The following is a 15,548-nucleotide window of genomic DNA, read 5'->3' on the forward strand; positions in this document are numbered from 1 at the left end:
CAAACACTTTACTTGTAACGATTTTAAGAGGCTACATTAATCACGTTTTCTATCTGAGGAGCGTATTTTTTTATAGTCATTTCTACACCGCTCTTTAACGTCATTTGATTTACAGAACATCCTACACAAGCACCTTCTAGTTGTACTCGAACCGTTTTACCCTCTTCAATACCAAGTAAGGTAATATCACCTCCATCACTTTGAAGAAATGGCCTGATTTCTTCAAGTGCATCTTCTACTTTTTGAGTTAATTCTTGATCTGTCATAGACTAGTTTTTAACGGCACTACACCCTGCCATTGTTGTTATTTTAATTGCTTCTGTAGGAGGCAAACTTTTATTACGACGTACGGTTTCTTCTACTACATTTCTAGTAAGCTCTTCATAAGATTTAGAAAGTGGTGACCCCGACTGTAATGCCGCTGGGCGTCCAACATCTCCTGCTTCTCTAATACTTTGCACTAATGGAATTTCTCCTAATAGTCTTACATCTAAATCTTCTGCGAGGTTTCTTGCGCCTTCTTTTCCAAAGATATAGTACTTATTATCTGGCAATTCTTCTGGTGTGAAATATGCCATATTTTCTACAATACCTAATACAGGTACATTAATACTTTCTTGCTGAAACATAGCCACTCCCTTCTTTGCATCTGCTAGTGCAACTGTTTGAGGTGTACTTACGATAACTGCTCCCGTAATGGGTAACGACTGCATGATACTTAAGTGAATATCTCCCGTGCCTGGAGGTAAGTCTAATAATAAGAAATCTAATTCTCCCCAAGCGGCATCAAAAATCATTTGATTTAATGCTTTGGCTGCCATAGGTCCTCTCCATACGACTGCTTGATCTGGTTTTGTAAAAAAGCCTATAGATAATACCTTCACACCATAACTCTCTACGGGTTTCATCTTAGATTTACCATCTACATTTACAGAAAGTGGGCGCTCATGTGGCACATCAAACATAATAGGAATAGAAGGTCCATATATATCGGCATCTAGTACGCCTACTTTGAAGCCCATCTCAGATAAGCTTACCGCAATGTTTGCGGTTGTTGTAGATTTTCCTACGCCTCCTTTTCCTGAAGCAATCGCAACAATATTTTTAATTCCTGGAATCGCTTTCCCTTTAATTTCTACTTTTTCTTTAGGAGCAGGCGCATCTACTTTTAGATTTACTTTCACTTGAGCTTTTTGTTCCACTTTATCATGGATAGCCTTCATGATTTCTACTTCTGTTTTTTTACGGGCTTGTAATGTTGGGTTTTTAATAGTAATATCTACAATAACCTCATCTCCAAATGTAAGGACATTTGTTACTGCGCCACTATCTACCATATTTTCTCCAGCACCAGGAACTGTTATTGTTCGTAATGCTTCTAGGATATCTTTTTTATTCAGTTTCATTTCTTTTTTTAAAAAGGAGATTGTCTAAACTCATTAAACCTTACTTAGACTAATTCTAAATGCAAAGATACCGCTTAAAGTATGAAGTACAAAGCCTTTAAGACTTCTTAAACATTAAGCAAAACTATACGCTCTCTTACCTACTAGCAAGATAAATCTATGAACACAAAATAGAAACACACTTACGCAAATTGGCACTCCAAATCTATGTATCGTTCATTTTAGCTAGGTATTCTGTAAATTAATGATTCAAAAGCCGACTTATTTTTTTATAAATGAAGATCTTTTTAACATACATTATTTTTTTATTTCCTCTAATGATCATTGCTCAGAATGACAATTCTCTTTGTGTTTTATTAGAGGGTGGGTCAATTCCTGATGATATTGAAGGAGTTTATAGCAGCTCTGTGGATGAAGATTTTCTAGCCGCTTTTGAGCCAGTTACATTTACTATTTTTTTCTGGGGAATTAATAATGACGATGCCAGCAACATTCCTACTATTAATGAAGCAACTGTTCAGGAAGCAATGACCCGAATAAACGATGATTTTAATCCATTTAATATATTTTTCAGATTAAAGGGATTTGATAACCAGTCGTTCAATTCTTCTGCGCATCATATCGGGGCTAATCTCCAAGAAATTGGAACGTATGCAAAACAAAACGGCCTTATAAATCCTCATTCTTTTAATGTATATATCCCAGAAGATCATGGTCCAGGAAGTGGCGAGGCAAGATTTAATAGTACCATATGCGCTGTACAACGAAGTGATTTTAATGACTACACACTCACTCACGAATTAGCACATGACTTTTTTATTTTACACACAAGAGAGTTTTTTAATACTACAGCATGTGAGCATGTAACTAGAGATCCTAATGATCCAAACTATAATGCTACGACAGCTGGTGATCGTGTAGCAGATACTGCCGCTTGCCCAAGATATAGTGGTAATCCTGAAATTAGAGAGACTCAATTAGATGAAGAAAATTGTTTATACATTGGGGACCTAACTGATTGTGAAGGGACTCCTTATGAGATATTTCAGGAAGACATTTTAAATTACATGAGTGCATTTGCTTTTTCTTGTAGAAGTATATTTTCAACAGGTCAAAAAATAAGAATGCATGAATCTATCGTAGCAGATATTAATAATGTATTTGCAAAAACCCGAATAACACATATTCCTGATCCTAATTTTGAGCAATCTTTAATCAATCAAGGTATTGATACTGATGGTGTTCTTAACGGAGAAGTACTCACTGCCGATATTTATACATTAACTTCCCTGAATATTAGCAATGAAAATATACAAGATCTCACAGGAATTCAGGATTTTACAGCTTTACAAACATTGAACTGTAGTTTTAATAATGAGATTACATCTATTCATCTCTCAAAAAATCAATCATTAGAGACATTGATTACTGATCATACATCGTTAGAAAGTCTAGATATTTCATCTAATACACAACTTCGTTTTTTAAGCGTTCAAGACAATAACCTAACCCATATTGATGTTTCTAACAATGTGCTATTAGAGACATTAAACATTGCCAATTTGGATACTCCTGTAGGTAATGAAATTACAGATCTTGATCTTTCAACAAACACTGCGCTCACCTCATTGATTGCTTCCAACGTCAATCTATCAAGCCTAAATATTCAAAACGGAAATACTAATAACATTACAACATTTTCGACGCTCACAAATCTTAACCTCAACTGTATTCAAGTAGATGATGCGACTAGAGCAAATAATAGAGAGACTCCTTATAGTCAATGGGAAATTGATGCTCAAACATTTTTCTCTGAAGATTGTAGTATCACAGATGAAGGTTTATTTCTATCTACATTTAAAATAACTCCTAACCCTGTTCAAGATATCATTAGTATTATACCTCCTCAAGAAATTCAATTATCAAAAATTGAGGTATACGACATTACTGGAAAAAGAGTGATTCTGCAAGAAGTAGATTTAAATAACGTAGCTGTCTCTACATTACCCAAAGGAGTATTCTTTCTTCGAATAGATACTCAAACAAATACTGTTATAAAACGATTTATAAAAGGGTAATATGGTGCATCCGCTTTAACACCATGCTATCTCTTATGGTTATAAATCTCGCAAGTACGCTTTCGCGAAAGCGTACTCAGAAACCTAAGTATCTAATAGAAAATAACTTTATCATTTATATGTTTTATTTCTGTACCTCAGGCAACCTTTTTTAAAACAACAACGTCTTATAAGTATACCACTTAAGGTAATCTTGCAAAAAAAGACGTATGTATTCAATCAAAAATAGCAATCCTTTTATTACAGCTTTAGGCTTAATTTTATACATAGCCATTATCTTTTCCTTACCAATAGATCGTTTATTCTCTACAGATTATTTTTCAGAATTTCAAATTGAATATATTGTTCTAGCATTAAAAATGTCTGCTCTTTTTACAGTAGGTTTGATAGGCATTAAAAAAGTAAATTTACTTTCATTAAGTGGTCTTTCTCATTCTGACAAATGGTCCTTCAAGCTTCTTAACTGCATACCTATTTATCTTTTTATTCTTGGGATTTTATCTTTTATTGGCAATGACATTACTCAAGTACAAATCAGTAATGTCATATTACTTTTTATAGCCTGCATGATGGTTGGTTTTGCTGAAGAATTCATTTTTAGAGGATTGCTAATCCCACTTTTTATCAAAAAATATCGTTACCACAAAAATGGTATATTCCTAAGTATTTTCTTCTCTGCTTTATTTTTTGGGCTTTCACATTTAATAAATTTAGCTGTAAATGAAAATATACCTCAAGTAATCGCCCAAGTTATTTTTGCAACTTTTATGGGAATATTTTTTGCGTCGGTATTAATAAAAACAAATAAGTTAATTCCAATAGCTATAACACATGGACTTATCAATTTCTTTTTCCTTTTTAGAACTTTACCAGCCATAAACAATAATTCTGAAGTGATTACACAAAACCTGACCGATCAAATAGCAGGAGCATTACCTTCTATTCTTTTATTTTTTCCATTATTGATTATAGGGCTTATAATTTCAAGAAAAATAAATAGAGATGTAACGCTTAAAAAATTACCTACACAAGGCAATCAAAAAGTAATAAAATTGTAATTCGTGTTTTTTTAAGTGATGATTCTATCAAGAAGCACATTACTCCATCCCTAGTTCTACAACAGGATCCCAAAAGAATTTTTTAAAATCTACGACTTGATCATCTTCCACTTGAATCCCTTCTTCTGCTAGCATTTGTGCCATAGCATTACTACTTCCAAAATGCATTTTACCTGTAAGAATCCCTACTCTATTTACCACACGATGTGCTGGCACATCGGGATATTTTCCAGCCCCATTCATAGCCCATCCTACCATACGACTACTACGTGCTGCCCCTAAATATTTAGCAATAGCACCATAACTAGTGACACGACCATAAGGGATGAGTTTTGTAACTGCGTATACTTTATCAAAAAAGTTTTCTGTTTCTACTGAGTATTTCATTCAAAGTAAATGGTTCTTATTAATGTAATGATCACCAAAACCAGCATTAAAGCTGCCATAAAATAATTAGAATACTTTGCAAAAGAAGCGCTTTTATTCTCAATTCTTGCAAAGAAAACAACATATAAATATAAGGTGGTAAATGTCCCTAATACTGCTGCTGCAATAAAAATACTTATTGCTACAATATCATACTCTACCTTACCACTTACATTAAGAGCTGCGCCTAAAGCACAGAAGTATGGAATAGGTAATACATTTAGAACAGAAACCATCATTCCTTTCCCTAAACTTCGTATTCCTGCATGTTTTGAAACCTTTACTTTCTTAACACGACTACGTTTTGCCTTTACAAAAAAGAAAATAGCCATGATCAAGAAAATAACTAATCCCGTACGAAGTAACATATTACGCACAAAAGGATTTCCAAAAATATACCTAGCGAGTAAAATTGCAATAAGTGCCTGAAAAGCAACCACTAATGACGCCCCAATAGCTACTAAAAATCCATTATTTTTGCCATGTTGCACACACGTTTTTGCCACAGACATATTGATAAGTCCAGGAGGAATCACTCCAGCCAGTGCGGCAAAATAAGTAATAAAGAAGAGTTTGGTTGTTTCCAAAAGCCTTGAACTATTTGACTCTAAATTTAATATAAGTTATTGGTTTTCCTTGCTCAAGATATTGTTTTTCATAAAATGTTTGTATTCCCACTACTTCTTCTGGAGAATATTCATTCTTATACACATCATGATTTGCATGTAAAATCTCATGCCCTTCTCCATGCAAAAGTCCCAAAGTATATCCATGCATAAACTCAGAGTCTGTCTTTAAATTTATGGTTCCTTCAGGTTCTAAAATCTGTTTATATTTTTGCAAAAATTCTGTATTGGTCATTCTATGCTTGGTGCGCTTATACTTAATTTGAGGATCTGGAAAGGTAATCCAGATTTCTGCTATTTCTGCTTTCGCGAAAGCATAATTAACAAGCTCTATTTGTGTGCGCATAAAGCCTACATTCGTCATATTATCTTCCAATGCCGTTTTTGCACCTCTCCAAAAACGAGCTCCCTTAATGTCTATTCCTAAGAAATTTTTATCAGGATATCGTTGCGCTAATCCCACAGAGTATTCTCCTTTACCACAACCCAACTCCAAAACAATAGGCTTATTATTTTTGAAAAAATCTGTTTTCCACTTACCTTTAAGCGGAAAGCTTCCATCAACTAACTCTTCACGAGTAGGCTGAATGACGTTGCTGAAAGTTTCGTTTTCACGAAAACGTTTTAATTTATTTTTACTTCCCAAAGTACTATTTAATATTTTGGTAAAATTAAGGAAACTTTTAGTAGATATACGTGTCTGAAATTTGCATTTATGAATACACCTGTAAATATACTTGTAGCACCTCTTAATTGGGGATTAGGACACGCAACACGTTGTATCCCAATAATACACGCATTACTTGCTGATGGATATCAAGTAATTATAGCAAGTGATGGCATTGCTTTAGCTTTATTACAAAAGGAATTTCCAGAGTTATTATCTGTAAAACTTCCTTCTTATGACATAGAATATGCTAAAAAAGGAACGCATTTTAAACGAAAAATGATTTCTAATGTTCCAAAAATCATAAAAGCTATACGTAGAGAACACAGGGCATTAAAACATATTTTAGAACTTTATAACATTGATGGTGTCATTTCCGATAATAGATTAGGACTGTATACTTCAAAAGTTCCTACCGTTTTTATCACACATCAATTACAGGTATTAAGCGGCAAAACTACTACTGCCACTACGTATACACACAAACGTTTTATAAAGCGTTTTGACGAATGCTGGGTTCCCGATTATAAAGGGAATATGAATTTAAGTGGTATGCTTGGGCATCCCAAAAAAGTAACACTCCCCGTACAATACATAGGCCCTTTAAGCAGGATGCAAAAAGAGACACTACCATCTAAGTACGATGCGCTAGTTATTTTATCAGGTCCAGAACCACAACGGTCTATTCTTGAAGATACTTTAATGACTGAACTAAAAAAGTACAACGGTGCTATTTTATTTGTAAAAGGAATCATTGAAGAAGAAGAAACCCGTGAACAACAAAAAAATATTGAAATTGTAAATTTCTTGACATCAGACAAACTTGCCAAGGCTATTAATAGCGCTCCTTTTGTTATAGCAAGATCAGGCTATACAACTATTATGGATCTTGCCGCTTTACAAAAGAAAGCATTTTTCATTCCTACACCAGGACAACCAGAACAAGAATATCTTGCAAAAAGATTAAAAGAAAAAGGGATTGCTCCCTATGCAACACAAGAAAGCTTTAAAGTAAAAGATTTAGCAAAACTAAGTGTATATAAAGGATTTGAAGAATCTCAAGAACCTATAGATTTAAGGCAATTTTTCGGCCTTTTCAAGGGTGAAAGAAAACTCAGACCCAACACCAAATTCGCTTTCGACATAGATTTTCTCATCATGCGCCTCAATAATATGCTTGACAATAGAAAGGCCTAATCCAGAACCTCCTACTTTACGATTTCCAGACTTATCTACACGATAGAAACGTTCAAAAAGACGCGGTATATGCTCACTCTCTATTCCTTCTCCATTATCTGTAATACGGATAAGTACTTTATTCTGAATTAAGTTTTGAATACTCACTTCAGTTGTACCATCATTTTTTCCATACTTAATAGAATTTTCTATAAGGTTTGTCAATAATTGCTGAATTCGCTCTTCGTCTGCATTTACTATAATAGGCTCTTCATAATCTACATCAAAAGTCAACGTTACATTCTTCTTTGTAGCTTTCATCTCTAAAAGCTCAAAGGTACTTTTAACCAATGCTACAATATCAAAGTACGTGTAATTAAGATTGAGATCTCCCACTTCTAATTTTGTGATCATATCCAGATCATTCACCAAATAGATAAGCCGCTCTACTCCTTTATCTGCTCTTTGCAAATATTTTTTACGAACAGTTTTGTCTTTAATAGCACCATCTAACAGAGTGAGTATATACCCTTGTACAGTAAACAAAGGTGTTTTAAGCTCATGTGCTACGTTTCCTAAAAAATCTTTACGATACTCGTCTTTAATTCTAAGAGATTCTATTTCTAGCTTTTTGCTGGTTGCATAACGCCCTACCTCATCAGTAAGTGATTTTAAATCGGTTGTAATTCTACCAGGTTTAAGATCTGCATCTTCTAGTAATGTTACCTCATCATAGATGTTTTTTACGCGTCTATAGATAAATATCTTCGTACGATAATATATGATGACAAAAAGAAATACAAAGCAAAAAGCAGCAACCATAGCAATAAGAACCCAATCTATATTGTCTTGCCAATATCCAATACCTATAAGTATACCCGAAAAAAATAGTGTTACATAAAGAGCTGTAACAATCGAAAAACCATATGACCTCCTAAAGTCGTCTGTCATTAAACTACAAATTTATAGCCAACACCTTTTATTGTTTTAAAAGATTCGTCACCTATTTTCTCTCTTAGTTTACGTATGTGCACATCTATAGTACGACCCCCTACTACAACTTCATTTCCCCACACTCTATCTAAAATATCTTCTCTTTTAAAAACTTTACCAGGCTTTGACGCTAGTAAAGAAAGTAATTCAAACTCTTTTCTAGGTAAAACGATCTCTTCTTTTCCCTTAACTATCTTATACTCTTCTCTATCTATTACAATATTCCCTACTTTAATAATCTCAGAAGATTCTTCTTTATCCTTAAACCTTCGTAGTAATGCTTTCACCTTACTAATAAGCACTTTTGGTTTAATAGGTTTTGTAATATAATCATCTGCTCCCGCATCAAAACCAGCAACTTGAGAATAATCTTCTCCGCGAGCAGTAAAAAAAGTAATAATCGTTTCTGAAAGATCTGGATTTTTACGTAATAACTCACAGGCCTCTATCCCATCCATTTCAGGCATCATTACATCTAGTATCACAAGATGAGGTTTATGTTTCTTCCCTAGTTTAACAGCTTCTACACCATTAGATCCTGTGATCACATTATATCCTTCATTAGATAAATTATACCCTACAATTTCTAGGATATCCGGTTCATCATCGACTAATAATATTTTGATATTTTTATTCTTCATGAGTATCTCACGGTTTGACGTTATAAATATAGTCTATTATACGTTCTTTATTAAATCACTAAAGTAGTTTATTCTACACGTTACCTAGATACTATCAATATTAAGAATGGGTTAAATATTTTCGCTTTCGCGAAAGCAAAAACCTATAACACTCTTACATTTTGTATTTTTGCACCTTATTACTAAACTAATTAATGATTATGAAAAAAATTACTCTTTTAATTGCATTACTAATCTCTTGCCTTTCTTTTGGACAGGTAGTGATTAATGAAGTTGATGCAGATCAAACTGGAACAGACACCATGGAGTTTGTTGAACTCTTTTCTGAGACACCAAACCAATCACTAGATGGTCTTGTTCTTGTTCTTTTTAATGGATCTGATGATGCTAGCTACAATGCAATAGATTTAACAGGTTTTTCTACAGATGCCAATGGGTTTTTTATTGTAGGAGGTGATGAAGTTACGGGTGCTGATATAATGATAGGCGCTAATAATACAATCCAAAACGGAGCTGATGCTGTAGGAGTTTATACTGGAAACATCGATGATTTTCCAAATGACACTCCTGTTACCACTGCAAATCTTGTAGATGCTATTGTTTACGGAACAAATGACGCTGATGATGCAGGTTTACTTACTGGATTAGGAGAAACAGTACAATACAACGAAGATAATGTAGATGCAGATATTGAATCTCTACAGCGTCGTGCTGATGGAACATACTGTACTGCAGCACCAACACTACGTGCTGAAAATGGATGTTCTGCTTGCACACTTTCTTTTAGCTTTAATGATGCTACTTGTGATGACGTAACAGATGGACAAGACGGTGTTACGTATCTTGTAGATTTTACAGGAGGTGGTGCAGAAATGGTAACATTAGATCTTGACGGAACTACTGGAACTATTGGCGGAGATGATCCTAGTACAGATGCTACTGGAACGATTTCTATAAACGTAAGTGAAGGAGTAGATTTTGCATTAACTGCTATAGGCACAACATGTGACCTTTCTATTGATTTATTTGCTGTAAACTGTATCCCTACTTCTGAAGTAGCTACTATTGCTGAACTAAGAGCAGGCGTAGAAGGTGTAGAATACTTATTAACTGGAGAAGCAGTACTTACATTCCAACAAGATTTTAGAAATCAAAAATTTATAGAAGATGCTACAGGAGCAATTCTTATAGATGATTCTGCTGGAACAATTACTACGATGTACACTATTGGAGACGGAATAACTGGAATATTAGGTACATTAGGTTCTTTTAATGGAATGACACAATTTGTACCTTCAGAAGATTCTGGAGCGGCTACATCTACTGGAAATGCTGTAGTACCACAAATGGTTACAATTACTGCACTTAATGCAAATCCAAATGATTTTGAATCTGAATATGTACAATTAGCAGATCTTACTGTAGATAACTCTGCAAACATGACATGGGTAACTGGTACAGAATACCCAATTTCAAATGCAGATGGAGATTACATATTTAGAACTTCATTCTTTGACGTTGATTATATTGGAGAAAACGTTCCTACAGAAGCTACTATTGCTGGTATTATCACAGAACGTAACAATGGAGATTACTTTATTACTGCTCGTGACCTTACTGACATAGAAAACACCTCTTCTTGTACATTAGTACTCGATGCAGCAGTCATTACTTGTGACAGTGAAACTTCTGGCCAAGACGGGACTACAATCACTATAGATTATACTGGTGGTGGTAATGAAACGTACACAGTAGAAGTTGTAGGTGGTGGTGTAATAGATGGTGATGACCCTACTTCTGTTGCCGAAGGAACTATCATCATTAATGCCGTATCTGAAGCTACTACAGTAACTCTTGAAATCACAAGTTCAAACTGTGATATCTCTTTAGATATTACTACACCTGCATGTGAAGAAATTCCTGAAGTTGCTACAATTGCAGAACTAAGAGCACAAAATGAAGGTGAAGAATTTATTTTAAGTGCAGAAGCTGTTTTAACATTCCAACAATCACAACGTAATCAAAAGTGGATCGAAGATGCTACTGGAGCCATCGTTATTGATGATCCTGCTGGAGTAATTACGACAACCTATACAATAGGAGACGGAATCACAGGAATAAGAGGTACACTAGGTTCTTTTAGTGGATTATTACAATTCTCTCCTTCAGAAGATCCTGGAGCAGCGACATCTACTGGAAATGAAATCACACCGCAAGTAGTATCTATTACAGATCTTAATGCAGATGGTGAAGCTTATGAATCTGAGTATGTAGCTGTTGTTGGTGTAACCATAACAAATGCTACTGGAGACTGGCAAATGGACACAAATTATGAAATCACTAATGCTGATGGTGCATTTACATTACGTACTAACTTTGATGAAGCAGATTATGTTGTAAATCCTGATGCTATCCCTACTACTGCTGTAAACATAGCTGGACTTATAGGACAATTTAATGATACGTATCAAATCACTCCTAGATTTGCTGCAGATATTGATATTACACTTTCTATAGAAGAAAATAATATTGATGGATTATCTATATATCCTAATCCAGCACAAGATGTTGTAACCATTACAACAGTTTCAAACACACAAAAAGAGGTTTCTGTATTTGATATTACAGGAAAACTAGTATTACGTACAACTACATTAAACACAATTAATGTACAAACACTAGAAACTGGAATCTATTTAATGACTATTACAGAGAATGATGCGACAGCAACAGCTAAGTTGATCGTAAGATAATCTCATATCATTATAACATTGTAAAAAAGCGTCCTTTTAAAGGACGCTTTTTGTTTATATACAATACTTATATTCAACGGGGATTAATACCTTTGTTTTAAATCAAGCATATGGAATATCAAGATATCTTTGCTATACAAACTCCTCAAGAATTTGAGCAAAAAGCCCTTGATATATTTCAGTATCAATTTGATAACAATACGATATATCGCTCTTTTTGTGATCTTCTTTACAAACACCCAAGTGATATTAAACAACTTAAGGATATTCCTTTCTTACCCATTTCTTTTTTTAAATCACATGAAGTAGTTTCTTCTCAAGAAATAACTGAAGCTACTTTTACAAGTAGTGGGACTACAGGAAGTATTACTAGCAAACATTATGTAAAAGATCTTTCTATATATGAAGCAAGTTTCCAAAAGGGGTTTACAGCATCGTATGGAAACATAGAGGAGTATGCTGTCTTAGCTTTACTTCCTTCATATCTTGAACGCACTGGGTCTTCATTGGTGTATATGGTAGATCATCTCATTAAAGCAAGTACTCATGAAGACAGCGGGTTTTATCTTAATGATTATTTCGCTTTAAGCGAAAAATTAAAAACGCTTGACGCCTCAGGACAAAAGGTACTTCTTATAGGGGTAAGCTTTGCTTTATTAGACCTTATAGAAAAATACAGTTTTTCTTTAAAAAACACTACCATTATGGAAACAGGAGGTATGAAAGGAAAACGAAAGGAAATGATTAGAGAAGAACTTCATGAAATACTTTCAAAAGGATTTGGAGTCTCAGAGATACATAGTGAATATGGAATGACTGAACTTTTATCTCAAGCATATTCAAAAGGGAAAGGAGTTTTTACTACACCTCCATGGATGAAAGTAATAGCCAGAGATCCTGAAGATCCATTTACAACACTCCCACATTCCAAAACAGGAGGACTTAACATTATAGACCTTGCTAATATACACTCTTGCGCTTTCATTGCAACTCAAGATTTAGGCAGCACTTACAAGGATAATACCTTTTCTATTGTAGGTAGATTTGACAATTCTGATATAAGAGGTTGCAATCTTATGGTGCTATAAAATGAAACTAAAATGCTATAATTATGTTAAAAATGTAATGTTTTATATTTTTATCGACCTAACCTATGTAAAATTTATACAATGAAAAATTTCCTATTAATAGTAATTGCTTTTGTAAGTTTTCAAACATTTGGACAACAAACAGATTATTATCTTAAAAAAGGATACGTTGCAGAAGGATACGATGTTACTGAATACTTTAATAATAAAGCAGTAGAAGGTAACAAAAAGTTTACAACAGAATATGACGGAGTCAAATTCAAATTTGTAAGTCAGGCAAATCTTGACAAGTTCAAAGCAAATCCTGACAAATATGTTCCTCAATATGGTGGTTACTGTGCATATGCAGTAGCAGATAAAGGAAAAAAAGTAAGTGTTGACCCAGAGACATTTGAAATAAGAGATGGAAAATTATACCTCTTTTATAATTCTTGGGGAGTAAATACACTCGAAAAGTGGCAAGAAGAAGGTCCTGAAAAATTAAGAGGACAAGCAGATGCGGCTTGGAGCAAAGTAAAACATAATAAATAGAAGATATTCATAATTGATTGGTTAGTTAGTTAGAAAACCCTAGTGAAGCAACTTGCTCACTAGGGTTTTTGTCTTTTGTGTGTTTTTGACAAAAAACTACACTAAAAAACAAGCAATTACTTTAAATGAAAAAATTATTTAAGGAATAATTGACAATTTTATGTAAGCTTATATAGAAATACCGACAGAGTCTTTATAAATCAAAAATCAACACATTTTAAAGAAAAGACTCATGAAAAAATCAATGATCATACTAATAGGATTACTTATTGGATTTACTTCACAAGCACAACAGATAGACTATTACTTAGACAGCGGTTATATTGCCGAAGGATATGACGTAACAGAATACTTTAACAATAAAGCTGTAGAAGGAAGCAAAAAATATGTCACTACCTATGATGGTGCAAAATATAAGTTTTCTACACAAGGCAATTTAGACAAGTTCAAAGCAAACCCTTCTAAATATGTCCCTCAATACGGTGGTTACTGTGCATATGCGCTTGCTACCAATGGAAAGAAAGTAGATGCCGATCCAGAAACTTTTGAAATAAGAGATGGAAAGTTATTTATGTTTTATAACTCTTGGGGAAGAAACACCTTAAAAAGCTGGAAAAAAGAAGGACCAACTACATTAAAACCAAAAGCAGACAAAAACTGGGAAAACGTAAAATATAAAAGTTAGTTTTTCACCCCTTCAAACCAGAACAGCCCATTAGTTATTTTTACTAATGGGCTGTTCGCTTTTAGATCGTATGGTATCTTAAATCACTTTTATGAGGAATTTATTTCTTTTCCCTCTTTGTACAAGAATAAAACGATCATTTATTAAATCACTTTCTTGTATCATAAAACCTTCCTGAACTTTCACAAAGTTTACAGACACTGAGTTTTCTTTAAGCGCTCTTCTAGCCTCTCCATTAGACTTTAAAAACTTAGTTTTTTCTGCTAATGCACCTATCACATCCAATCCGTTTTCAAATTCAGATCTTGACAACTCTGCTTGAGGAACTCCTTCAAAAATACTCAAGAATGTCTCTTCATCTACTTTTTTAATATCTTCTGCAGCAGTTTTACTAAAAAGAATGTTTGAAGCTTCTTCAGCTTTTACAAAAGCTTCTTCACCATGCACCGTAATAGTCACTTCTTTGGCAAGTCGTTTTTGAAGTGTTTTTCTATGCTCTTGCCCACTATGTTCTTCTAGTAAAGCTTCTATTTCTTCTTGATTTAAAAACGTAAAAATCTTAATATATTTTGCCGCATCCTCATCACTTGTATTCAACCAGTATTGGTAAAATTTGTAAGGAGAAGTACGCTTTGCATCTAGCCAGACATTACCTCCTTCACTTTTTCCAAATTTACTCCCGTCAGATTTTGTAATTAATGGACAGGTAAGTGCATATCCTTTACCACCACCTATACGACGTATTAATTCTGTTCCTGTAGTAATATTACCCCACTGATCACTACCTCCCATTTGAAGTGAGCAGTCATTATTTTGGTACAAATGCAAGAAATCATACCCTTGCACTAGTTGGTATGTAAATTCTGTAAAAGACATTCCATCTGCCGATTCACCTGATAAACGATTCTTCACAGAATCTTTAGCCATCATATAATTTACCGTAATATGCTTTCCAACATCGCGTATAAAATCCAAAAATGAAAATTCTTTCATCCAATCATAATTATTAACCATGACCGCTTCATTTTCTGCACCCGATGTAAAATCTAAAAATTGTGATAATTGTGTACGCACACATTCTTGATTATGTCGAAGGGTTTTCTCATCTAGCAAGTTACGCTCTGAAGATTTTCCTGAAGGATCTCCTATCATACCTGTGGCACCTCCTACAAGTGCAACAGGCCTATGTCCCGCTCTTTGGAAGTGAGCAAGTAACATAATGGGAACTAAATTTCCTATATGTAAAGAATCTGCAGTAGGATCAAATCCCACATAAGCACTACGCATTGCTTCCATAAGGTGCTCTTCTGTTTGAGGCATCACATCGTGTATCATCCCTCTCCATTGCAATTCTTGAACAAAATTTTTCATCATTGAATTTTCTTTTTGAAGGTGCAAAGATAAAAATTAAAGTGGCGTT

General features: G+C 34.1%; 14 protein-coding genes and 1 pseudogene. 7 read left to right on the forward strand and 8 right to left on the reverse strand.

What is annotated here, in order from left to right; genetic code table 11:
* Positions 1 to 23 precede the first annotated feature (23 nt).
* Positions 24 to 266 (reverse strand): NifU family protein, encoded by a 243-nt coding sequence (locus CHB80_RS02460; RefSeq protein WP_089369839.1) that lies wholly within the window; start codon positions 264 to 266, stop codon positions 24 to 26.
* A 3-nt stretch (positions 267 to 269) separates the two neighbouring features.
* Entirely contained in the window at positions 270 to 1,406 is a 1,137-nt protein-coding gene (locus CHB80_RS02465; protein WP_089369840.1) for an Mrp/NBP35 family ATP-binding protein, read from the reverse strand.
* A gap of 317 nt (positions 1,407 to 1,723) precedes the next feature.
* Between CHB80_RS02465 and CHB80_RS02470 the strand changes: the two genes are divergently transcribed.
* Positions 1,724 to 3,484, forward strand: coding sequence for a T9SS type A sorting domain-containing protein (locus tag CHB80_RS02470; RefSeq protein WP_218823073.1), 1,761 nt, complete (start codon positions 1,724 to 1,726; stop codon positions 3,482 to 3,484).
* Positions 3,485 to 3,693: 209 nt separating this feature from the next.
* Entirely contained in the window at positions 3,694 to 4,542 is an 849-nt protein-coding gene (locus tag CHB80_RS02475) for a CPBP family intramembrane glutamic endopeptidase (RefSeq protein ID WP_089369842.1), read from the forward strand.
* Between the two features lie 39 nt (positions 4,543 to 4,581).
* On the opposite strand, the gene CHB80_RS02480 is transcribed toward CHB80_RS02475, so the two are convergent.
* The 3 genes from CHB80_RS02480 to trmB are packed head-to-tail and all read right to left on the reverse strand — an operon-like array spanning position 4,582 to position 6,240.
* The gene (locus CHB80_RS02480; RefSeq protein ID WP_089369843.1) at positions 4,582 to 4,929 is read right to left on the reverse strand and encodes an MGMT family protein; all 348 of its coding nucleotides are present in this window, start codon (positions 4,927 to 4,929) and stop codon (positions 4,582 to 4,584) included.
* Positions 4,926 to 5,555 (reverse strand): LysE family translocator, encoded by a 630-nt coding sequence (locus CHB80_RS02485; protein WP_089369844.1) that lies wholly within the window; start codon positions 5,553 to 5,555, stop codon positions 4,926 to 4,928. Before CHB80_RS02485 ends, CHB80_RS02480 begins: the two co-directional genes overlap by 4 nt.
* A 10-nt stretch (positions 5,556 to 5,565) precedes the next feature.
* The gene (gene trmB, locus CHB80_RS02490) at positions 5,566 to 6,240 is read right to left on the reverse strand and encodes a tRNA (guanosine(46)-N7)-methyltransferase TrmB (protein ID WP_089369845.1); all 675 of its coding nucleotides are present in this window, start codon (positions 6,238 to 6,240) and stop codon (positions 5,566 to 5,568) included.
* Between the two features lie 723 nt (positions 6,241 to 6,963).
* Between trmB and CHB80_RS25085 the strand changes: the two are divergent.
* A pseudogene (locus tag CHB80_RS25085) lies at positions 6,964 to 7,230 on the forward strand (glycosyltransferase); the annotation flags it as partial.
* A gap of 105 nt (positions 7,231 to 7,335) precedes the next feature.
* On the opposite strand, the gene CHB80_RS02500 reads toward CHB80_RS25085, so the two are convergent.
* The gene (locus tag CHB80_RS02500; RefSeq protein WP_089369847.1) at positions 7,336 to 8,388 is read right to left on the reverse strand and encodes a sensor histidine kinase; all 1,053 of its coding nucleotides are present in this window, start codon (positions 8,386 to 8,388) and stop codon (positions 7,336 to 7,338) included.
* Positions 8,388 to 9,071 carry a response regulator transcription factor gene (locus CHB80_RS02505; RefSeq protein ID WP_089369848.1) on the reverse strand — a complete coding sequence of 228 codons (684 nt, stop codon included), beginning with the start codon at positions 9,069 to 9,071 and terminating at the stop codon, positions 8,388 to 8,390. Before CHB80_RS02505 ends, CHB80_RS02500 begins: the two co-directional genes overlap by 1 nt.
* 200 nt (positions 9,072 to 9,271) lie before the next feature.
* On the opposite strand from CHB80_RS02505, the gene CHB80_RS02510 reads away from it, so the two are divergent.
* From CHB80_RS02510 to CHB80_RS02525, 4 genes are all read left to right on the forward strand, one after another.
* Entirely contained in the window at positions 9,272 to 11,824 is a 2,553-nt protein-coding gene (locus tag CHB80_RS02510) for a DUF5689 domain-containing protein (protein ID WP_179218068.1), read from the forward strand.
* Positions 11,825 to 11,934: 110 nt separating this feature from the next.
* Positions 11,935 to 12,912, forward strand: a complete 978-nt coding sequence (locus CHB80_RS02515; RefSeq protein ID WP_089369850.1) for a LuxE/PaaK family acyltransferase — start codon at positions 11,935 to 11,937, stop codon at positions 12,910 to 12,912.
* 81 nt (positions 12,913 to 12,993) lie between these two features.
* The gene (locus CHB80_RS02520; protein WP_089369851.1) at positions 12,994 to 13,443 is read left to right on the forward strand and encodes a YHS domain-containing (seleno)protein; all 450 of its coding nucleotides are present in this window, start codon (positions 12,994 to 12,996) and stop codon (positions 13,441 to 13,443) included.
* Positions 13,444 to 13,675: 232 nt separating this feature from the next.
* Positions 13,676 to 14,128, forward strand: coding sequence for a YHS domain-containing (seleno)protein (locus CHB80_RS02525; protein ID WP_089369852.1), 453 nt, complete (start codon positions 13,676 to 13,678; stop codon positions 14,126 to 14,128).
* 78 nt (positions 14,129 to 14,206) lie between these two features.
* Here the strand turns inward: CHB80_RS02525 and tyrS are convergent, their stop codons facing one another.
* Entirely contained in the window at positions 14,207 to 15,502 is a 1,296-nt protein-coding gene (tyrS, locus tag CHB80_RS02530) for a tyrosine--tRNA ligase (RefSeq protein ID WP_179218069.1), read from the reverse strand.
* Positions 15,503 to 15,548 lie beyond the last annotated feature (46 nt).

The sequence above is a fragment of the Dokdonia pacifica genome (assembly GCF_900188275.1).
GTDB lineage: Bacteria > Bacteroidota > Bacteroidia > Flavobacteriales > Flavobacteriaceae > Dokdonia > Dokdonia pacifica.